This window comes from Paracidovorax wautersii (genome assembly GCF_031453675.1).
Classification (GTDB): domain Bacteria; phylum Pseudomonadota; class Gammaproteobacteria; order Burkholderiales; family Burkholderiaceae_C; genus Paracidovorax.
The window spans coordinates 4252232-4272358 of sequence record NZ_JAVIZX010000001.1; the positions used below are offsets into that span (position 1 = coordinate 4252232).

At 68.1% G+C, this 20127-nt stretch carries 17 protein-coding genes and 1 pseudogene; 6 read left to right on the plus strand and 12 right to left on the minus strand.

The genetic code is table 11. The features are described 5' to 3' along the window. Positions 1-62: 62 nt before the first annotated feature. From QE399_RS19145 to ppsA, 5 genes and pseudogenes are all read right to left on the minus strand, one after another. Positions 63-894, minus strand: a pseudogene (locus QE399_RS19145) (sulfite exporter TauE/SafE family protein). A gap of 123 nt (positions 895-1017) precedes the next feature. Continuing rightward, positions 1018-1473 carry a hypothetical protein gene (locus tag QE399_RS19150; RefSeq protein ID WP_309831285.1) on the minus strand — a complete coding sequence of 152 codons (456 nt, stop codon included), beginning with the start codon at positions 1471-1473 and terminating at the stop codon, positions 1018-1020. 195 nt (positions 1474-1668) lie between these two features. Further along, positions 1669-3762 (minus strand): VC_2705 family sodium/solute symporter, encoded by a 2094-nt coding sequence (locus QE399_RS19155; RefSeq protein ID WP_309831287.1) that lies wholly within the window; start codon positions 3760-3762, stop codon positions 1669-1671. Next, positions 3755-4084, minus strand: coding sequence for a DUF4212 domain-containing protein (locus QE399_RS19160; RefSeq protein ID WP_309831289.1), 330 nt, complete (start codon positions 4082-4084; stop codon positions 3755-3757). The genes QE399_RS19155 and QE399_RS19160 overlap by 8 nt, the downstream gene beginning before the upstream one ends. Before the next feature lie 15 nt (positions 4085-4099). After that, positions 4100-6493 (minus strand): phosphoenolpyruvate synthase, encoded by a 2394-nt coding sequence (gene ppsA / locus QE399_RS19165; protein WP_309831291.1) that lies wholly within the window; start codon positions 6491-6493, stop codon positions 4100-4102. A 254-nt stretch (positions 6494-6747) separates the two neighbouring features. Between ppsA and ppsR the strand changes: the two genes are divergently transcribed. Next, a complete protein-coding gene (ppsR, locus tag QE399_RS19170; protein ID WP_309831293.1) occupies positions 6748-7569 on the plus strand; it encodes a posphoenolpyruvate synthetase regulatory kinase/phosphorylase PpsR in 822 nt (273 codons plus the stop codon). A gap of 118 nt (positions 7570-7687) precedes the next feature. On the opposite strand, the gene QE399_RS19175 is transcribed toward ppsR, so the two are convergent. After that, complete coding sequence (locus QE399_RS19175; protein WP_309831295.1) at positions 7688-8662, minus strand: LysR family transcriptional regulator; 975 nt, start codon at positions 8660-8662, stop codon at positions 7688-7690. A 187-nt stretch (positions 8663-8849) separates the two neighbouring features. On the opposite strand from QE399_RS19175, the gene QE399_RS19180 reads away from it, so the two are divergent. Continuing rightward, complete coding sequence (locus QE399_RS19180; protein ID WP_309831296.1) at positions 8850-9155, plus strand: DUF2798 domain-containing protein; 306 nt, start codon at positions 8850-8852, stop codon at positions 9153-9155. A 303-nt stretch (positions 9156-9458) separates the two neighbouring features. On the opposite strand, the gene QE399_RS19185 is transcribed toward QE399_RS19180, so the two are convergent. The 3 genes from QE399_RS19185 to ahpC all read right to left on the minus strand — a co-directional run bounded on the left by QE399_RS19185 (position 9459) and on the right by ahpC (position 12406). Beyond that, on the minus strand, positions 9459-9803 hold the full coding sequence (locus QE399_RS19185) for a hypothetical protein (protein WP_309831299.1): 345 nt from the start codon (positions 9801-9803) through the stop codon (positions 9459-9461). Between the two features lie 284 nt (positions 9804-10087). Next, positions 10088-11656 (minus strand): alkyl hydroperoxide reductase subunit F, encoded by a 1569-nt coding sequence (ahpF, locus tag QE399_RS19190; RefSeq protein ID WP_309831301.1) that lies wholly within the window; start codon positions 11654-11656, stop codon positions 10088-10090. Between the two features lie 174 nt (positions 11657-11830). Next, positions 11831-12406 carry an alkyl hydroperoxide reductase subunit C gene (gene ahpC, locus QE399_RS19195; protein WP_309831304.1) on the minus strand — a complete coding sequence of 192 codons (576 nt, stop codon included), beginning with the start codon at positions 12404-12406 and terminating at the stop codon, positions 11831-11833. 276 nt (positions 12407-12682) lie between these two features. On the opposite strand from ahpC, the gene bfr reads away from it, so the two are divergent. From bfr to flhC, 3 genes are all read left to right on the plus strand, one after another. Next, positions 12683-13159, plus strand: coding sequence for a bacterioferritin (bfr, locus tag QE399_RS19200; protein WP_309831305.1), 477 nt, complete (start codon positions 12683-12685; stop codon positions 13157-13159). Positions 13160-13711: 552 nt separating this feature from the next. Further along, positions 13712-14041, plus strand: coding sequence for a flagellar transcriptional regulator FlhD (flhD, locus tag QE399_RS19205; RefSeq protein ID WP_309831307.1), 330 nt, complete (start codon positions 13712-13714; stop codon positions 14039-14041). Between the two features lie 57 nt (positions 14042-14098). Then, a complete protein-coding gene (flhC, locus tag QE399_RS19210) occupies positions 14099-14638 on the plus strand; it encodes a flagellar transcriptional regulator FlhC (RefSeq protein WP_309831309.1) in 540 nt (179 codons plus the stop codon). A 167-nt stretch (positions 14639-14805) separates the two neighbouring features. On the opposite strand, the gene QE399_RS19215 is transcribed toward flhC, so the two are convergent. Beyond that, positions 14806-15375: a FlgO family outer membrane protein gene (locus QE399_RS19215; RefSeq protein ID WP_309831312.1), complete on the minus strand. Its 570-nt coding sequence runs from the start codon at positions 15373-15375 to the stop codon at positions 14806-14808. Next, on the minus strand, positions 15372-16034 hold the full coding sequence (locus QE399_RS19220) for a hypothetical protein (RefSeq protein ID WP_309831314.1): 663 nt from the start codon (positions 16032-16034) through the stop codon (positions 15372-15374). Before QE399_RS19220 ends, QE399_RS19215 begins: the two co-directional genes overlap by 4 nt. Positions 16035-16358: 324 nt before the next feature. Between QE399_RS19220 and QE399_RS19225 the strand changes: the two genes are divergently transcribed. Then, positions 16359-17678: an AI-2E family transporter gene (locus QE399_RS19225; RefSeq protein WP_309832205.1), complete on the plus strand. Its 1320-nt coding sequence runs from the start codon at positions 16359-16361 to the stop codon at positions 17676-17678. A gap of 122 nt (positions 17679-17800) precedes the next feature. Here QE399_RS19225 and yccS read toward each other — a convergent pair whose 3' ends face one another. Further along, complete coding sequence (gene yccS, locus QE399_RS19230; RefSeq protein ID WP_309831316.1) at positions 17801-20020, minus strand: YccS family putative transporter; 2220 nt, start codon at positions 20018-20020, stop codon at positions 17801-17803. Between the last annotated feature and the right edge of the window lie 107 nt (positions 20021-20127).

A 20127-nucleotide genomic window follows, 5' to 3' on the forward strand; every position in this document is an offset into this window, starting at 1 on the left:
TTTTTTTTTGGTGGGGCCGATTGCGTGCCGGCGATGTGGCCGGTGCAATCGCGTGGACGGTCCTAGAACCCCACGCTGCTGCGGTACAGCATGTAGGCCGCCAGACTGCCCAGCAGCACGGCGAACACCTTCTTGAGCGCCACGACGTTCATGCGGTGGGCGGCGCGGGCGCCCCACGGTGCGGCGCAGACGCTGCACAGCACGATCAAGGTCAGCGCCGGCAGATAGAAGTAGCCCCAGCTACCGGGCGCTGCGGGCGGCAGGTGCCAGCCGCTTGCGGTGTATCCGATCACGCTGGCCAGCGCGATCGGGAACCCGAGGGCCGCGCTGGTGGCCACGGCCTGGTGAATGGGCACGCTGCAGCGCGTCATGTAGGGCACGGACAGAAAACCGCCGCCCGCCCCGACCAGCCCCGACAGGAAACCGATCACGCTGCCGACGACGCCCAGCCCGCGCCAGCCATGCACCCCTTGGCGGGCCCCTGCCGGGTTGGTGCTGCCCTTGAACATGCGCCAGGCGGAATACCCGACGAACAGGCCGAAGCCCAGCCCCAGCACCTGCCCCTTGAGGACCGCGAACGCGCCGGCCCCTGCCAGCAGCCCCCCGCCGACGATGCCCGGCGCCAGCCCGCGCACGATCTCCCAGCGCACGGCTCCACGCCGGTGGTGCGCCCAGACACTCGACAGGGACGTGAACAGGATGGTCGCCATGGCGGTGGCGATCGCCATCTTGATGGCCACGTCGCCGGCCACACCCCTGCCGGCCCAGCACCAGCACCAAACAGGGCACCAGTACCATGCCGCCCCCGATGCCGAGCAGGCCGGCCAGAAAGCCGCCGGCCAGGCCGATCGCCAGCAGCATCAGGATCAGGGAGGTGTCGAGGCTTACGAACATGCAGTCAGTCATCCTTGCCGCCACACCGGCCACTGCTGCAGCAAGAGGAAGAGCAGCACCGGACCGCGCGGTGGCCCGAGCTTACGCCAGGACCGGCCTGCAGCACCGCTGCCGAGCGGCCGCTCAGGCGAACAGTGCGCGCTCCAGCCGCGTGTACCGGTCGGCACCGACGGCATCGCGGATCTTGGGGGCCAGCGCGGCCAGGTCGTCGTAGCTGGTGGCGCCTTCCACGGCCAGATTGAGGCGGAAACCGCGCAGGCCCAGGGCGGCCGTCAGCTCGGTGGCAATGGGATAGGCCGTCTGGTAGCGCTCCTGGCTGGACCGGACGCCGCCCGGGGCCTGCGCCGCGGCCAGCGCCGTCGTCGGCTCCAGGGCAACCGCCGGTGCCTCCAGCAGGCCTTGTTCGACCATCACGTCCACGTCGGCCTGGGTGATGCCCATCCCCGCCGTGGCCGCCAACACCTCGGCCAGCGTGCGCTTGCCATCGAACAGGATGAAGGCCGAACGCTGGCGCGGAGTGAGACCGCCGTGGCGGTCCTTCAAGGCCTCTTGCCCGGCCGGTGTCTTGAGCAGAATCATGGGAACCCCTTGCTGCGGCAGCCGCCGACATCGCCGGGCTCGCAGGCGCGGAGAGTGGCACGCCTGTAGCAATTTGTGAATGGGGTTTGCCCATATCCCTGCGCTCGGCGGGTGCAATGGGGTACTCGCCCGTGCAACCCATGCAACCGCGGCGATGCCGGAGCCCGGCTGATGGGCCGCCGCCGACACGGGCCCCTACAGCGCCCGGCCTCCGGCGGCCGGCCCACTGGCCGGCGCTGCACCCGACCGGGTGAACACGCTCACCACGCAGGCTACGGCCAGACCCATCGGCACCCCGAACACCCCCGCGGAAATCGGTTGGATGCCGAACCAGAGGTTGTCCACCAGCAACAGCCCGGGCACCAGGGCCCGCACGCCGTCCACATGCGACAGCATGTAGTACACGGTGACGGCCAGCCCCGAGAGCATGCCCGCCACCGCCCCCTGGCGCGTGGTGCCGCGCCAGAAGATGCCCAGCACCATGACCGGCACGAACGCCGATGCCGCCAGCGAGAAAGAGGCCGACACCATGGGCAGGATCTCGGACGGCTTGAGCGCGGCCACGAAGGCCGCGATGAGCGCCACGGTGAGCAGCATGAATTTGGACAGGATCACGCGCTGCTCCGCCGTGGCCTTGCGACGGCTCTCCTGGAAGTACAGGTCGCGCACCAGGGCATTGCTGATGGTGAGCAGCAGGCCATCGGCCGTGGACAGCGCCGCCGCCAGACCACCCGCGGCCACCAGGCCCGAGACCACGTAGGGCAGCCCGCCCAGCTCGGGCGTGGCCAGCATGATCAGGTCCGCCCCGAAGCGGATCTCGGCGAACTGCAGCACCCCGTCGCCGTTCACGTCCTCCACCGACAGCAGCGACGTGTCCACCCGCGCCCACTGTGCCATCCAGTTGGGCAGCGCGTCGAAGCTGCTGCCCACCAGATTGCTCATGACCTCGTACTTCACCAGCACCGCCAGCGCGGGCGCGCTGAGGTACAGCAGCGCGATGAAGAACAGCGACCAGGCCACGGACGAGCGCGCCCCCGCCACGGACGGCGCCGTGTAATAGCGCGTGAGCAGGTGCGGCAGGCCGGCCGTGCCGACCATCAAGCAGAACATCAGCGCGAGAAAATTGCGGCGCGCGTTCTGGTAATCCTGCTGCTCCTGCGGCGTGCCGTCCGGGTCGCCCGCAAAGGCCTGGCTGTGCGCCGGCAGCCCGCCCAGCGGCTTGGCCCGCTCGTAGTTGTCGCGCATCTCGCGCGTCCAGCGCTCGCGGGCGGTCGCCTCGTCCCGCGGCATGGAGGCCAGCTCGCGGCTGGCGGCGACGATCAGGCCCACGTCGGCATTGCTCGCGCGCAGCTGCTGTACCCGCTCGCGCGCGGCCTCGCGTTCGCGCTCCAGCGCCGCGCCGACGTCCTGCAGCCGCGCCTCGTACTCGCGGGCGCGCCGCAGGTAGGTTTCGATCACCTGGTGTTCGGCGGGCGACCCGAGCAGCGCCTCTTCCATCTCGGTGATCTTGCCGATCTGCGCGCCGTACACCGCCGCCGCCATCGGATTGCCCAGTTGCTTGTAGGCCAGCCATGAGACGGGAATCATGAACGCCAGCAGGATCACCACGTACTGCGCCACCTGCGTCCACGTGATGGCCCGCATGCCGCCCAGGAACGAGCACAGCAGCACGCCGCCCAGGCCGAGCATGATGCCGATCTCGAACTGCACGCCTGTGAGGCGCGAGGCGATCAGCCCGATGCCGTAGATCTGCGCGACCACGTAGGTGAAGGAACACAGCACCGCCGCCAGTGCCGCGATCACGCGGGGCCAGCGCCCCCCGAACCGCACCTGGAAGAAATCCGGAATGGTGTAGAGATTCATCGCCCGCAGGTGCGGCGCGATGAGCACGGCCACGAGCACGAAGCCGCCCGTCCAGCCCAGCAGATAGGCCAGCCCGCCGGCCTGCGCCGGCAACCCCGAGAAGCCCTGCAGGTAGAGCGCGCCGGAAAGGCTGATGAAAGAAGCGGCGCTCATCCAGTCCGCCGCGGCCGCCATGCCGTTGTAGACCGGCGGGATGCGCCGGCCCGCGACGTAATACTCCTCCGGGTCCGTCGTGCGGCCGTACACGCCGATGCCGGCGTACACCATCACGGTGAGAAACAGGAAGATCGGCCCGATCCAGTGGCGCGACAGCCCCCGGGATTCGGCCCACGCCATGGCGGCCAGGAACCCCAGCACACCGAGCACATACAGCACCAGAAAGCGGTGCAGCCGCCGTGCGTAGGCGCGCGCGGCGTCTTCAGGCATCGCGTGACGCCGCGGCACGGGCCGCTGCGGCACGCGCGTCCTGCCGCTCGAAGCGGTTCATGGCCCAGCAATAGAGGAACACCAGGGCGATGAACATCAGCACTGCGCCCTGGGCTGCCATCCAGTAGCCCAGGGGCCAGGGGCCCACCGGCCACTGCAGGTCGCGCGCAAAGTAGCAGGCACCGAAGGAGACCAGCGCCCAGACCACCAGCAGCCCGGCCTTCAGCCAGAGGTGCCGCGCATCGTGCAGATCGGGCGGAAAAGGCGTGCCGATCGGGGCGCCCTCTTCCGTGGTCCGGTGCTGCAGGGACGGATGCGCCATGCGCCTAGGGGGCGTCTAGCGCGCCGCCAGCTGCTGCCAGGTATCGATCACGCTGTCGGGGTTGAGCGAGATCGAGGAGATGCCCTCATCGGCCAGCCACAGCGCGAAGTCCGGATGGTCGCTGGGGCCCTGGCCGCAGATGCCCACGTACTTGCCCTGCGCCTTGCAGGCACCGATGGCCCGCTTGAGCAGCGCCTGCACGGCCGGGTCGCGCTCGTCGAAGTCGGCGGCCAGCAGTTCCAGGCCGGAGTCGCGATCCAGGCCCAGCGTGAGCTGGGTCAGGTCGTTGGAGCCGATCGAGAAGCCATCGAAGTACTGCAGGAACTCGTCGGCCAGCACGGCATTGGAGGGGACCTCGCACATCATGATGACCTTCAGGTCGGCCTCGCCCCGCTTCAGGCCGTGCTTGGCCAGCAGCTGGGTGACCCGGTCGGCCTGGCCCAGCGTGCGCACGAAGGGCACCATCACCTGCACGTTGGTCAGGCCCATCTCGCCCCGCACGCGGCGCAGCGCCTCGCACTCCATGGCGAAGGCTTCGCCGAAGTCGGCACTGATGTAGCGCGCAGCACCACGGAAGCCCAGCATGGGGTTCTCTTCTTCCGGCTCGTAGCGGCTGCCGCCGATGAGCTTGCGGTATTCGTTGGACTTGAAGTCCGACAGGCGCACGATGACCGGCTTGGGCCAGAAGGCCGCGGCGATGGTGGCCACGCCCTCGGCCACCTTGTCGACGTAGAACGCCTTGGGCGATGCGTGGCCACGCGCCACGGATTCCACGGCCTTCTTCAGGTCGGCATCGACGGCCGGGTAGTCCAGGATGGCCTTGGGGTGCACGCCGATGTTGTTGTTGATGATGAACTCCAGCCGGGCCAGGCCCACGCCTTCGTTGGGCAGCTGGCAGAAGTCGAAGGCCAGCTGGGGGTTGCCCACGTTCATCATGATCTTGGTGTCGATCTTCGGCATCTCGCCGCGCTGCACCTCGGTCACCTCGGTTTCCAGCAGGCCGTCGTAGATCTTGCCGGTGTCGCCCTCGGCGCAGCTCACCGTCACCAGCGTGCCGTCCTTGAGCCGGCTGGTGGCGTCGCCGCAGCCCACCACGGCGGGGATGCCCAGCTCGCGCGCGATGATGGCCGCGTGGCAGGTGCGCCCGCCGCGGTTGGTGACGATGGCGCTGGCGCGCTTCATCACGGGCTCCCAGTTGGGGTCGGTCATGTCGGTGACCAGCACATCGCCGGGCTGCACCTTGTCCATCTCGGCGATGTCGCTCACCAGGCGCACGGGGCCGGTGCCGATCTTCTGGCCGATGGCGCGGCCTTCGGCCAGCACGGTGCCGGTGCCCTTGAGCTTGAAGCGCTGCTCGGCCTGGCCCTTGGACTGGCTCTTCACCGTCTCGGGACGGGCCTGCAAGATGTAGAGCAGGCCGTCGGTGCCGTCCTTGCCCCACTCGATGTCCATCGGACGGCCGTAGTGCTTCTCGATGACCACGGCGTACTCGGCCAGCTGCTGCACCTCGGCGTCGGTCAGCGAATAGCGGTTGCGCAGCTCGGTGGGCACGTCGGTGGTCTTGACCAGCTTGCCCGAGGCCTTCTTTTCCTCGGCCGAGGCGAACACCATCTGGATCAGCTTGGAGCCCAGGTTGCGGCGGATCACGGCCTTGTTGCCGGCGGCCAGCATGGGCTTGTGCACGTAGAACTCGTCGGGGTTCACGGCGCCCTGCACCACCGTCTCGCCCAGGCCGTAGCTGGAGGTGATGAACACCACGTCCTCGAAGCCGGACTCGGTGTCGATGGTGAACATCACGCCGGCCGCGCCCTTGTCGGAGCGCACCATGCGCTGCACGCCGGCCGACAGGGCCACCACGTCATGGGCGAAGCCCTTGTGCACGCGGTAGCTGATGGCGCGGTCGTTGTACAGGGAGGCGAACACCTCCTTCATCTTGTGCAGCACGTCTTCGATGCCGACGACGTTCAGGAAGGTCTCCTGCTGGCCGGCGAACGAGGCGTCGGGCAGGTCTTCCGCCGTGGCGGAGGAGCGCACGGCGAAGCTCGCCTCGGCATTGCCTTCGGACAGCTTGGCGAACGCGTCGCGCACGGCCTGCTCCAGGTCGGCGGGGAAGGGCTGGGCTTCGAGCCAGCCGCGGATCTCGGCACCGGCGGCGGCCAGGGCGCGCACGTCTTCGGTGTCGAGCGTGGCCAGGCGCTGGCTGATGCGGTCGGCGAGGCCTTCGTGCTTGAGGAATTCGCGGAAGGCATGCGCCGTGGTGGCGAAGCCCGTGGGCACGCGCACGCCCTGCGGCAGCTGGGAGATCATCTCGCCGAGGGAGGCGTTCTTGCCGCCCACCGACTCGACGTCGGTCATTCTCAGGTTCTCAAACGGAACGACCAAGGCGGTCGCGTCGAACAGTGCAGACATGGGAAAGCTCCAGAAGTTGAAACCGGGTCTGCGCCTGCGCCCGACGGAATGTCCATCGTCGAACGAGCGCCCATGCACGGCTGCTGGCTTTGCTGTTGTGGTTGTGGGCCGCCGCGGTGCATGGTGAGAATTTGGATAATGGGCGCCATTGTAGGGGGACGATCCGGTGTCGTGCTGGCCTGTTGCCCCGTTCCTGCGCCGGCCCTGTCCTACCCGGCGCGCCCCCGGCCTTGCGGCCCGAAAGCCCCGCTTCCATGCACACGCGCACCGTTTTCTTCATCTCCGACGGCACCGGCATAACGGCCGAGACCTTCGGCAATGCCATCCTGGCCCAGTTCGACATGAAGCCGCGCCACGTGCGCCTGCCCTTCATCGACACCGAGGACAAGGCCCACCAGGTGGTGCGCCAGATCAACCACACGGCCGAGCTGGAGGGCAAGAAGCCCATCGTCTTCACCACGCTGGTGAACATGAGCGTGCTGCGCATCATCCAGGAGGGCTGCCGCGGCATGCTGCTGGACATGTTCGGCACCTTCATCCGCCCGCTGGAGACCGAACTGGGTGTGAAGTCGCTGCATCGTGTGGGCCGCTTCTCGGACGTGAGCCTGAGCAAGGAGTACACGGACCGCATCGACGCCATCAACTTCAGCCTGGACCACGACGACGGCCAGAGCCACCGCGACCTGGACGGCGCCGATGTGATCCTGGTGGGCGTGTCGCGCTCGGGCAAGACGCCCACCAGCCTGTACCTGGCCATGCAGTGCGGCCTGAAGGTGGCCAACTACCCGCTGATTCCCGAGGACTTCGATCGCAAGCAGCTGCCCCCGGCCCTGGTGCCGCACCGCAAGAAGATCTTCGGGCTGACCATCCTGCCGGAGCGGCTCTCGCAGATCCGCAACGAGCGGCGGCCGGGCTCCAAGTACGCCGACCTGGCCAACTGCCGCCACGAGGTGGCCGAGGCCGAGGCGATGATGCGGCGCTCGGGCATCCGCTGGCTGTCCACCACCACCAAGAGCATCGAAGAGATCGCCACGACCATCCTGCAGGAAGTGCGGCCCGAACGGCTGATGTACTGAGCCTGGCCCGCGCCACTGCGCGCGGCGGCCGTTATCAAAACGATAGCTGGATGCGCTTTCCCATCAAGGGATTGGGAATGAAAAATATTCCAATCGCTTATCTGACAAGCGCAACACGCTATTTTTTTTGAATCTCAGCGGCACCTGAAGTCCCGGCGTCCCAGCGCAGATGCGGCTGCTGCGGCAGCACCTCCACCAGGTAGTCGACGAAGGCCCGCACCTTGGCGGGCACGTACTGGCGGTCGCGGAAGCAGGCGAAGAAATCGAGCGTGGCCTCTGGGTCGAACTGCAGCTGACCGCGCCGCGCGGGCCGCAGGCGCAGCGGCTCCAGCAGGCCCTGGCGCACGTAGCGGTGCGCGATGAAGGCGCCGAGCCACACGATGCCCGCCCCGGCCGCGGCCATCTCAGCCAGGGTGTCGACGTCGGTGCCGATGGCGGCCACGCGCAGCGCCGGGTCCACCCGCTGACCGTCGCGCGTGAAGGGCCAGCGCATGAAGCGCCCATCCGCCTCGCGGCGGTAGAGCAGGCAGGCGTGGTCGAGCAGGTCCTGCGCGGTCTCGGGCCGGCCGTGCGCCTGCAGGTAGGCCGGCGCGGCGCAGAGGATGCGCGGCACTGCGGCCAGGGGGCGTACCGTCATGCCCGGCTCCAGCACGTCGCGGTAGCGCACGCTGACGTCCACGTCTTCCTTGAGCACGTCCACCTGCCGGTCGACGACCAGCAGATCGAGGTTGAGCTGCGGATGCCGCGCCGCAAACGCCGGCAGCAGCGGCGCCATCACGTGCCGCCCGAAGGCCGCCATGCAGGCCACGCGCAGGCGGCCTTGCAGTGCGCCGTGCAGCTGCGAGACATCGGACTGCGCCTGCTCCAGCTGCTGCAGCACCGGCGCGACACGCGCCAGGTACCGCTCGCCGGCCTCGGTCAGCGCCAGGGAGCGCGTGGTGCGCGTGATGAGGCGCGTGCCCAGTTCGCGCTCCAGCCGGGCGATGTGCTGGCTGGCAGCGGCCGGGCTCATTCCGAGCTGGCGTGCGGCGGACGCGATGCTGCCGCCCTCCAGCGTCTTCACGAAGGTTTCGATGGCGCGCAGATTCGGCATGAGACTGGAATGATCAGGCAATCGATTCGCAACTATAGCTTTCGATTGCCGTAAGGCGCCTGCGGCTACCGGGCGGCGGCCGTGCTGCGTACAGTGCGGGTCTTGCCGACCTTGCTGCAGCAGATCTTCCGCCAGCCCGCCGGCCGCCCCTCCCAACCCTTCTGCGCCATCCGGCCCGCCCCATCGCATGACCTCTGTGCCCCCCTCCGCCGCAGCCACGCCCTTGCCCGCCGATGCGGCCCCACCCCGCATAGGACGCCTGCCGCGCAAGCTGCACCGGCGCTTCGCGCCCGTCGTGTTCGCCTTCTACATGGCCGGCATCATGGCCTTCCTGATGTGCTGCGTGATCGTAGGTGCAAGCGGCGGCATCGACGCCGGCTACCTGCAGCGTGTGCTCAAGGCCTATGCCCTGGCCATGCCGGTGGCCTTCGGCTGCGTGATGCTGGTGCGCCCCGTGGTGGGCCGGCTGGTGGCGGCGACCGTGCATCTGTAGCGGATCGGCGCGCCGCTGTTCAGAGAGACCGCGACACAGACAACGACGCCCGGATGGCGCGTGCGGCCGGCAATTCGGCCTAGACCTCTCAGCCAGCGGGCGGAGGAGCGTGGCCAGCCCCGGCCTCGACGCTGCTCGGTGGGCAGCATGCGCACAGCGCGCGCCAGCGGCGAACGCCGCGCACCGCCACCGTGGCACCTGCCCGGGCACCGGGGTGCGGCAGCAGCGGGCCTGTCTTCTGCGATGGGGACGACGACTGCATTGGCGCCGGCCCCTTCGCGCCGCGCCCGCCTCGGGCCACCGTCATTGCAGCGACTCGGGCGCGGCGTGCCACAGGGCCCGGCCAGGGTCCGCGGGCTGCGCACGCACCTCCTCGTCTTCCTGCGCCGCTGCCTGCTTGACGGCCTGCGTGGCCCAGCGCACCTGCAGGTTCCAGAGCATGGTGCGGAAGTGCGGCGTCAGGGCGTCGAGCTGCGACAGGTTCTGCAGGTTGGCGACGATCTTGCGGCCCATGGCGTCGCGGTGGCTGTCGCTGCTGCCTTGTGCATACCCGGTCATCAACGCCAGGGTGCCGGCCAGCAGCGCCTCGGCGCAGGGCAGGCTGTATTCCTCGGTATCGGCAGAGGACGGGGCAGGGTTCGTGGACATGGATGCGCTCCTGGAAAAGGAATGGCTGAGATCGGCGGCGGTGATGCGCCCCCCGAGAGGCCGCGCCGTACCGGACCGCGGTCGGTATCCAGGCTGGCTCCAGGTCGTACCGCCGTGTCAGCGGTCCGCCCTTGGCTGGCAGATGACGCCAGTATATGAGAATCGTTATCAATACAGGCAGACCCATTCCCGGGCGCGAAGGGCGCGCGTGCAAGAAAAAAGGGAGCGCCCTTTTCAGGGCGCTCCCTCAGGGCGCAGAGCGGCAAGGCCTCGCAGCCTGGCCCTCAGGCCGGTGCGGACGTACGGATCAGGTGGTCGAACGCGCCCAGCGCGGCCTTCGCACCCTCGCCCGCGGCGATGATGATCTGCTTGTACGGCACCGTGGTGCAGTCGCCCGCAGCGAACACGCCCGGCACGCTGGTGCGGCCATGCGAATCCACCACGATCTCGCCGAACCGCGACAGCTCCACCGTGCCCTTGAGCCAGTCGGTGTTGGGCAGCAGGCCGATCTGCACGAAGATGCCTTCCAGTGCCAGCACATGGTGCTCGTCGGTCGTGCGGTCCTTGTAGCTCAGGCCGGTCACGCGGTTGCCATCGCCCTTCACCTCGGTGGTCTGGGCGTTGAGGATCACGTCCACGTTGGGCAGGCTGCGCAGCTTGCGCTGCAGCACGGCGTCGGCCTTCAGCTCGCCCGCGAACTCGAGCACCGTGACATGGGCCACCACGCCGGCCAGGTCGATGGCCGCTTCCACGCCGGAGTTGCCGCCGCCGATCACCGCCACGCGCTTGCCCTTGAACAAGGGGCCGTCGCAGTGCGGGCAGTAGGTCACACCCTTGGTGCGGTACTGCTCCTCGCCCGGCACGTTCATGTTGCGCCAGCGCGCGCCCGTGGAGATGATCACCGAGCGGGACTTGAGCGTGCCGCCGTTCTCCAGCTCGACCTCGATCAGGCCGCCCTCGGTGGCGGCCGGCGTGAGCGACTTGGCACGCTGCAGGTTCATCAGGTCCACCTCATAGTCGCGCACGTGCTGCTCCAGCGCAGCGGCGAACTTGGGGCCGTCGGTCTTGCTGACGGAGATGTAGTTCTCGATGTCCAGCGTGTCGTTCACCTGGCCGCCGAAGCGCTCGGCCGCGATGCCCGTGCGGATGCCCTTGCGGGCGGCGTACACAGCGGCGGCAGCGCCGGCCGGGCCCCCGCCGACGATCAGCACGTCGAACGCTTCCTTGGCCGACAGCTTGGCGGCTTCGCGCTGGGCTGCGCCGGTGTCGAGCTTGCCGACGATCTCTTCAATGGTCATGCGGCCGGAGCCGAACACCTGGCCGTTCAGGAAGACCATGGGCACGGCCATGATCTCGCGGTCGGTCACTTCCTGCTGGAAGGCGCCGCCTTCGATCACGGTGGTGCGGATCTTGGGGTTGAGGATGGCCATGAGCGACAGGGCCTGCACCACGTCCGGGCAGTTGTGGCAGGTCAGGCTCATGTAGACCTCGAAGCCGAAGTCGCCGTCGAGGGCCTGCACCTGCTCGATCACGTCCTGCTCGACCTTGGGCGGATGGCCGCCGGTCCACAGCAGCGCCAGCACGAGCGAGGTGAATTCATGGCCCAGCGGCAGGCCTGCAAAGCGCAGGCTCGTCTGGGTACCGGCGCGCTGCAGCGTGAACGAGGGCTTGCGGGCGTCGTCGCCATCGGTGCGCAGGGTGATCTTGTCGCTGCGCAGGGACTGGATGGTTTCCAGCAGCTCGCGCGTCTGGTCGGAGGTTTCGCTGCCGTCCAGCGATGCCACGATCTCGAACGACTGGGTCACGCGCTCCAGATAGGCGGAAAGTTGGGATTTGAGTTGGTCGTCGAGCATGGTGGTGTCCTTGTAAATTCGAGTTATGTATCTGACAGGCGCCGCCAGGAGCCGGCACTGCGCCATGACAAATGGGGGCGAACGGGCGAAAAAAAGCCGGACGGCATGGCGCGCACGCCATGCGTTGGTCCGGCCCAGGGCGCCGGGGCGCCCTGCTCTGCGAGAACGCGGAGCTTAGATCTTGCCGACCAGATCCAGGGAAGGCGTCAGCGTCTTGGCGCCTTCCTTCCACTTGGCGGGGCACACCTGGCCAGGGTTGGCGGCGGTGAACTGGGCAGCCTTCAGCTTGCGCAGGGTTTCCGACACGTCGCGGGCGATTTCGTTGGAGTGGATTTCCAGGGTCTTGATCACGCCATCGGGGTTGATCACGAAGGTGCCGCGCAGTGCCAGGCCTTCTTCGGGGATGTGCACGCCGAAGGCGTTGGTCAGTTGGTGCGTCGGGTCGCCGACCAGGGGGAACTTGGCCTTGCCCACGGCGTCGGACGTTTCGTGCCACACCTTGTGCGAGAAGTGCGTGTCGGTGGTCACGATGTAGACCTCGGCACCGGCCTTCTGGAATTCGGCGTAGTTGTCGGCCGCGTCTTCGATCTCGGTGGGGCAGTTGAACGTGAAGGCTGCAGGCATGAAGATCAGCACCGACCACTTGCCCTTCAGGCTCTCTTCGGTCACGGTGATGAACTCACCCTTGCCGTTGCGGTTCACGAAAGCTTCGGTCTTGAAAGGCTGGACTTGGGTATTGATCAGGGACATTGCTGTTTCCTTGGTGAGGGTTGGACTGAAAGACAAGACTGAAGTCTAGGCCCATTCCCGCCATCAATCCAATTAATTGAACACATGATTTCAATTGACCCAGACTATTCAAAACCGCACTGCGATCCGTAACCCTTTGCATGGCGCGGAGCAGGCTTCAAACAAGAACGCGACTCAGCATCACACGCACGCAGACCGCATGGACGGGGACTTGGCTTGCCGGGCATGACCTGCATCAGGAACAATGCGGGCAACCACACACTACAGGAGAGCCCCATGAAAGGCGACGATCAGGTCATTGCCCATCTGCAGGCCCAGCTCAAGAACGAACTCACGGCCATCAACCAGTATTTCCTGCATTACCGGATGCTCAAGCACTGGGGCTTCGACAAGCTGGCCAAGAAGGAGTATGACGAGTCCATCGGTGAGATGAAGCACGCCGACAAGATCATGGACCGCATCTTCATGCTGGACGGCCTGCCCAATCTGCAGGATCTGGCGAAGCTGCAGGTCGGCGAAGACGTCCCGGAGATCCTCGAATGCGACCTGCGCTCCGAACTCGGCGCCCAGGCCACCATCAAGGCCGGCATCGCCCACTGCGAGAAGGTGCTGGACTATGTCTCGCGCGATCTGCTGCAGGGCATCCTGGACGATACGGAAGAGCACATCGACTTCCTGGAAACACAGCTCGCCCTGATCGGCCAGGTGGGCGTGCAGAACTACCTGCAGTCGCAAATGGGCGACGAGGACTGAGCGGCGCCCACGGCACGCCTGGTAGATCCCTCACGAGAGAGCGCTCCACGAAGACCGGAAACAGGTCACCACAAAAGAAAGAAAAAACGGGCTGCGGCCCGTTTTTTCATGGGCTGCACGCCCTGCAGCCCCTGCGCCGCACCAGTGTGCGGCATCGTGCTAACAAATCCATAGCACATATGCGGCGTGGAAATTTCGGCATGAGCCCCGTTTTTCGCCTTCTTTCCAGCCTGTCGGGGCCTGGTGGAAATGTAAAAGTCGGGAGGGCTCTATTCCGGCCTGCCCAACGGCACGGAAACCCCGGGTACAGCGCCTGGATCGCGCACTGACGGGGTTTCAGAGGGAAGCCCCGCCCGGGAAGTTGAATAGCGACGGCGCTCCCGGACAGGCTTGTAAGGCAAATTCCTACACAGCCGTGACCGCGACCAGACGCCACGCATTGCCGAACCCCGACTTAATTTTTGTTTGGCCCAAATTCACAATCCATTTCAACGGATCACGCAAGGCAGCACACGCTGCGACAGCAAGGTCCGGTACTGGAAAGGATTGACCATGACCTCCGAACAACTTCTCGCTGAAATCCGCGAAGCCAACCTCACTTACCTGATGCTGGCCCAGACCCTGATCCGCCAGGACAAGGCGGAAGCTGTGTTCCGTCTGGGTCTGAACGAAGAGGCTGCCGACATCCTGGCAAGCCTGTCGGCAGCACAGGTGCTCAAGCTGGCCTCCCGCAACACGCTGCTGTGCAGCTTCCGCGTGGATGACAACCTGGTGTGGAGCCTGCTGACCAACCACAACACGCCGAAGAAGGCGATCAACGAAGCCACGAACACGCTACACGCCAACATCCTGATGGCCAGCCGCGTCTCCGAAGTGCTCTGAGCCTGCGCCGCTGACGCACGCAGCCGCCCCACCCTTCTTCCTTTCCGAAAGCCCGCCATGTCCGCACCCGTCAAGAGCGTTCTCAACGAATCCAAGCAGATCGAACGCGCCGCCATGCTGATCGAGATGGGCGCCCGCATGCAGGTGCTGGAGTCGGAGACCACGCTGTCGTACGAGCGCCTGATCCGCCTGTACAAGGAGATCGCCGGCAAGTCGCCGTCCAAGGGCCAGCTGCCCTTCTCGACCGACTGGTTCCTGACCTGGCAGGAAAACATCCACAGCTCGCTGTTCCTCAACATCTACGAATACCTGTCCAAGGGCGTGGACCTGGATTCGGTGGAACTGCTGACGAAGGCCTACCGGCTGTACAACGAGCAGGTCGCTGCCGCCGAGATCGAGCCCCTGTTGTCCTTCACCCGCGCCTGGCGCCTGGTGAAGTTCGTGGACGCCGGCATGCTGACGCGCACCAAGTGCTCGCAGTGCAGCGGCCAGTTCGTGACCGAGCTGTACGAGAACCGCCACTTCACCTGCGGCCTGTGCAACCCGCCTGCACGCGCCGGCAAGAGCAAGAGCGCTGGCGCGCTGATGCTGCACTGATCATTAGGAGTGTTTTTGGCCTGCAGCGCTTTCATTGATTTCGCCTGCAGCTACACAATCAATAGCACATAGCGATTCGCAACCGCTGCAGCCCGGCCTCGTCCGGGCTTTTGCTTTTGGGGCAGCCCGGGCCTTTTGAACCGCGCAAGGTAGGCGGTGCGGCGCCGTCAGTTGGCCAACAGCCCGCGCAGGCCCGCATCCATGGGCAGGCTGTAGTCGTAGGCCGCCACCACGGCGTTGCCCAGCGGGTTGACCAATTTCAAGCTCACGTACACCGCCTGGGAAGACGCTGTATACGTTCCCACCACCACGGCCTGGGCGGACTGGGCCTGGCTCACCTCGCGCACATCGCGCGACAGCAGCAGCTCGCCCTGGCCGGGCCGCATGGCCAGCGTCTCGCGCAGGCGCAGCTCGGTCACGCGCACGCCGCGCTGGGCCAGGCGGCCGGCAACCTGCTCCGAGATCAGCCGGCCCAGCCGCGTCGATTCGGACAGCCGGTCTGCGTTCACGACCGTGGCGACCAGCACCGGCAGCGACGGATCGAGCGGCGGGCCCTGCAGCAGCGCGTCCGCGGCCTGGTAGCTGCTCTCCACCAGATCGACCGGGCCACTGCCCAGGGGCGGACCGTAGTAGTAGCGCGCGCAGCCCGTGGCGCCGGCGGCCGCGGCGGCCAGCAGCGCAGCCAGCGCAGCGCGGCGACCTCGGACCGAGGCAACGGGGGCGGGTGCCGCGGTCATGGCGTCACCGCCCAGGTCTTGGTCGGCGTAGGCGCGGACAGCGGCAGCGGGATGCGCGCCTGGTAGAGCGCCGCATCGTCCTGCGCAATGGTGTAGACGGCCGAGGTGCGCACCAGGAACCGCTGGTCGCGCTCCAGCGAGGTGGTGACCAGGATCTCGGTGCGCATGGGGCCGGCATCCACCAGCGCCGCGGCGGGCACGGGGGCGTAGCCGGCAGGGTTGCGCACCACGACCACCTGCGGCGACAGCCGCGCGCCGCTGGACGTGAGGGTCGCGCCCGCGCGGTGCTGGACGATCTGGGTGGTCACCGCCAGTTGCGCGGCGGCCGTCGGCTCGGATGACACCGTCACGCCGCGCTCCACCAGATGGGTGACCAGCAGCTGGCGGAAGCCGAGGTTGAAGTCGGACGCGTCGGGGCCCACGGCCACATGGATGGGATGCTCGCCGGCCGGCCACAGGCGCAGCCGGTCGGCCACATGCGCGGCCACGTCGTCGGCCATCACGTCCCAGTGGTGGGCCGCCCGCACGGTCTTCTGCGCCGACGGCGCATGGGCCTCTTCGCGGGGCAGGTCGGGCGTCGATGCAGTGCAACCCGCCGCCAGAACCAGCGCGCCCCAGGCGGCCAGCGGTCCCAGGGACCGGTATGTGATGGTACGCACGCGCTTTTCCTCCGATGGCATGCGCGGATGCTAAGCGGATGGCGCAACGCGCATCGGCCGAACAGCGGGCCTTTCGGGGTGCAGCTTGGCGATTGCGGGATGGGGCGCCGCCCGCCGGGCGCACCGTAGCGGCTGCTACTCATCAAAAATCATAGCGCATTGCGCTGATATCCATTGGCCTGGCGGCCGATTTCATTCAATACGTTTCATGGGGAGTGCCCGGCCTGCAGCGCCGGCCATGCCGGCTGCGCGCACCCATGCGCCTGAGGAGCCCGCCTACGTGGCAGAGGGCTGCGGCAGCGGCACAATCCGCGCATGCCAGAAATGCCCTCGCCGCCAGCGCCCACGCCCGAGCCTCCCCCTGCCGAGGCGCCCCCACCACCGCCGCCCGATGCGGCCGAGGCTGCAGACGCGGCGTCTCCGCCCGCGCCGCCACCGGCCGCACCGCCGCCGCCAACCCCACCTCCGGCGCAGCCCGCCGCTGCCGCGTCTGCCGTGGAGGCGACGGCCACGGTACTGCCGCTGTCTGGCGATCCGTCCCAGCCGCGCGTGCTCCTGCACATGCCCGTGGATGTGCGCAGCGTCTCTCTCGGGCTGTTGACGCTGTTCGCCGCGGTCACGCTGCTGCACTGGGCCAGCGCCGTGTTCATTCCGCTGATGCTGAGTTTGCTGCTGACCATCGCCCTGCAGCCCGCCGTAGGCTTCCTGCACCGCTGGCACCTGCCACGCTGGCTGGCGGCGGGCCTGCTCTTGATCACCATCGTCACCAGCATCGGCGGGGCGGCGTGGTACCTTAGCGATGGCGCGGCGGAGCTGGTGGATTCCGTGCCCGTGGCCGCCCGCAAGGTGCGCGACGCCATGCGCCCGCACATGCGCGGCCCCAGCCCGCTGGACACCATGCAGAAGGCCGCGACCCAGATCGAAGAAGCAGCCACGCAGAGCATTCCGCCGCAAACGCGCCGCGGCGTGCAGCGCGTGGTGATCGAACGGCCTCCGTTCAACATCCGCGACTATGTCTGGAGCGGCACGGTGGGGCTGATGTCGGCCGTCGGGCAGCTCACGGTGGTGATCTTCCTGACCTTCTTCTCGCTGGCCTCGGGCAACCTCTTCCGGCGCAAGCTCATGCGCATCGCCGGCACGAGCCTGGAGCGGCGCAAGATCACCATGGAGGTGCTGGACGACATCTCCGGCCAGGTCCAGCGCTACCTGCTCGTGCAGGTGTTCACCAGCGTGCTCGTGGGCATCGCCACGGGCTTGGCGTATGCCGCGCTGGGGCTGGAGAACGCCGCCGTCTGGGGCGTGGTGGCCGGGGTGCTCAACCTCGCGCCCTACATCGGCTCGGTGGTGGTGACGGGGGCTTCGGCGCTGGTGGCCTTCCTGCAGTTCGGCACGGTGGACATGGCGCTGGCCATCGGCGGTGCCTCGCTGGTGATCCACACCATCGTCGGCAACCTCATCACGCCTTGGCTGACCAGCCGCACCAGCCGCATGAGCCCGGTCGCCGTCTTCGTGAGCGTGCTGGTATGGGGCTGGCTGTGGGGCCTGTGGGGCCTGCTGCTGGGCATTCCCGTGATGATGGCCGTGAAGGCCGTGTGCGACCGGGTGGACGACCTGCGCGTGGTGGGCGAAATGCTGGGCGACTAGAGCCTCTTCAGGCCCTGGGCGCTGCGGCGGGCGCTGCGGCGGGCGCTGCGCGGGTAAAGCGCAGCCCAGCAAAAGCGAAAGTCCCATCCCAGGCGCCGGCCCGGGGCCAGGCCTCGCCGCGTTCAAGCGGCGCCTGTGTCCGGCTCCCGCGGCGTGCCCGCCAGCAGCTGCTGCGCCATGGCGCGCAGCGGCGTGATCTGCCGGCAGACCAATGCCAGCTGGGTCTGCAGCAACCGCAGGGTGTCGCCCTGGGTACCGGCCGCCTCTTCCAGCGCCCGCTCCAGCGCCTGCGCCATGGCGTCGGAGGCGCCGTCATCCCCTGCGGGCAGCGGCGCCCGCCCCTGCAGCGCCAGCGCAATGCCCTCGATCTGCTGGGCCGCATGGTCGGCCGCCCGCATCACCAGCGGGTCGTTGTCATCCGCCGCCAGGCGGTCGCGGTGCGCCCCCAGGGCCGACAGATAGTTCAGCAGCGTGTGCGACAGCACCAGCATCTGCATGCCGGGGCGCGCATGGCGGCGCACCCAGCGCGGTTCCTGCAGCATGTGCGACAGCGTGGTGGACAGGGCCGCATCGGCGTTGTGTGCGGTGCGCCGCGCCAGGCGGTAATCCAGATCGTCCACCTTGCCCGTGGCGTACTGGGTCATGATCTCGCGCAGGTACAGCGCGTTGGTGAGCACCGCCTGCGCGGCCACTGCGGCCAGCCGGCGGCCCTGCCAGTCGGGCAGCACCAGGAACATCGCCGCCGCCGCGATCGCGCTGCCGAGCAGCGTGTCCAGCAGCCGCGGCCAGATCAGCGCATAGCCATCGCCCGTGCTCTGGTTGAAGCACATCAGCACCAGCAGCGTGATGGCCGCCGTGGCCGTCATGTAGCGCGTGGTGCGCGTGACGAAGAACAGCACGCCCGAGGCCACCGCGAACAGTGCCTGCAGGTGCAGGCTGGGAAACAGCCGCAGCAGCGCCCAGCCCGCCACCAGGCCGATGGCGGTGCCGGCGATGCGTTGCGTCACCTTGGACAGCGTGGCGCCGTAGGTGGGCTGGCACACGAACAGCGTGGCCAGCAGGATCCAGTAGCCGTGCGCCGGATCGGTCACCTGCATGGCCGCATAGCCCACGGCCAGGGCCAGCGACAGCCGCACGGCGTGGCGCAGCAGCGGCGAGCGGGTGTGCAACTGCGCCCTGACGCGGGTCCAGGCGTCGGCCAGCGAACGGGGCGTACGGTCCAGCAGGCTGGTATCGCCGGGCCGCTCCCCTCCTTCGGGGTGCGCTGCCGCCTGCAGCTGCGCATCCAGCGTGGCCAGGTTGCGCGCCAGCGCGCGCAAGGAGCGCAGGGGCCTGCGCCAGACGGGCTGCTCCTGGCGCTCCAGGTAGGCGATGGAATCGTGCAGGTCGGCCATGGCGCGCTGGCCCTCGTCGCCCTGCACGAAGGGCCGGTGCAGCTGCAGCGCCTCGGCCAGCTGCGTGCAGGCCACGCCCTGCAGCTTGAGCACGCGCTGGCAGCGGTACAGCACGTCGCTGTGGAACAGCACATCGGCCCAGTCGTTGTAGTAATAGTGCGAGGAGCTGGCCCGCTCGTGGATGTCCTGCGCGATGAAGTACAGGTTCAGGTGGCGCAGCATGCGGCCTTCGGGCGCGTGGCGGCCCAGGCGGCTGAACAGGCTTTCCTTGGTGGTGTTGAGCGCCGCCACGACCTTGCCGTTGGTCTGCGCCAGCGCCAGGCGGCGGCGCTCCACGTCGATGGCACGCACCGGCTCGAACATGCCGGCCTTGAGCCGCAGATACACGCCCATCTGGCCGTACAGCCGCGCCAGGTTCTGCCGCACGGCCTGGTGCGGGAAGGCGGCGCACCAGGCCAGCGACAGCAGGCCGTACCAGGCCGCGCCCGCCAGCAGCAGCGCGGGCGTGTGCCACCAGGCACCGCCCGCCGCGTGCGCAGCGCCAGGCGCCACGCTGATGGCGGTGTACAGCGCCAGGATGACCGTGGCGGAGGCGATGGCCCGGTAGCGCTCGCCGAGCGCCCCGAGCATGGTGAAGCCGAAGGTGGACAGCGCCAGCCCGGCGACGAACCACACCGGCCACGGCAGCAGCGCCTTCACGGAGAACGCGGCCGTGGCGAAGCACGCGAGGGTGACCAGCAGCGCGCGCAGCCGGCCGCGCCAGCTGTCGTCGGTCTCGGCCAGCGCGCTGGCGATGATGCCCAGAAAGAGGGGAATGACCAGCGGGACCCGGTCCAGCCACCAGCACAGCGCCATGGCGCCGCTGAGCGCCACGAACACCCGCAGGCTGTACACGAACGCATCCTGCGCCCAGAGGCGCCGCAGCAACCCCGCGATTCCGTTTTCCACGATCTCGATCCCGTTCACCTGTCATTGAAGACGCCGCGGCATGCGGCGCCTGTCCCGCCCCGCTGGCCGGCACCCATGCCGGCAGCAAGTTCCGAGCCCGAGCCCCC

Coding starts and splice junctions, on each gene's coding strand:
- QE399_RS19180 (WP_309831296.1), top strand. CDS start 8,850: ATGACCTCTGTGCCCCCCTCCGCCGCAGCCACGCCCTTGCCCGCCGAT.
- QE399_RS19185 (WP_309831299.1), bottom strand. CDS start 9,803: ATGTCCACGAACCCTGCCCCGTCCTCTGCCGATACCGAGGAATACAGC.
- ppsR (WP_309831293.1), top strand. CDS start 6,748: ATGCACACGCGCACCGTTTTCTTCATCTCCGACGGCACCGGCATAACG.
- QE399_RS19155 (WP_309831287.1), bottom strand. CDS start 3,762: ATGCCTGAAGACGCCGCGCGCGCCTACGCACGGCGGCTGCACCGCTTT.
- QE399_RS19150 (WP_309831285.1), bottom strand. CDS start 1,473: ATGATTCTGCTCAAGACACCGGCCGGGCAAGAGGCCTTGAAGGACCGC.
- ahpF (WP_309831301.1), bottom strand. CDS start 11,656: ATGCTCGACGACCAACTCAAATCCCAACTTTCCGCCTATCTGGAGCGC.
- flhC (WP_309831309.1), top strand. CDS start 14,099: ATGTCCGCACCCGTCAAGAGCGTTCTCAACGAATCCAAGCAGATCGAA.
- QE399_RS19215 (WP_309831312.1), bottom strand. CDS start 15,375: ATGACCGCGGCACCCGCCCCCGTTGCCTCGGTCCGAGGTCGCCGCGCT.
- ahpC (WP_309831304.1), bottom strand. CDS start 12,406: ATGTCCCTGATCAATACCCAAGTCCAGCCTTTCAAGACCGAAGCTTTC.
- ppsA (WP_309831291.1), bottom strand. CDS start 6,493: ATGTCTGCACTGTTCGACGCGACCGCCTTGGTCGTTCCGTTTGAGAAC.
- flhD (WP_309831307.1), top strand. CDS start 13,712: ATGACCTCCGAACAACTTCTCGCTGAAATCCGCGAAGCCAACCTCACT.
- QE399_RS19160 (WP_309831289.1), bottom strand. CDS start 4,084: ATGGCGCATCCGTCCCTGCAGCACCGGACCACGGAAGAGGGCGCCCCG.
- bfr (WP_309831305.1), top strand. CDS start 12,683: ATGAAAGGCGACGATCAGGTCATTGCCCATCTGCAGGCCCAGCTCAAG.
- QE399_RS19225 (WP_309832205.1), top strand. CDS start 16,359: ATGCCCTCGCCGCCAGCGCCCACGCCCGAGCCTCCCCCTGCCGAGGCG.
- QE399_RS19175 (WP_309831295.1), bottom strand. CDS start 8,662: ATGCCGAATCTGCGCGCCATCGAAACCTTCGTGAAGACGCTGGAGGGC.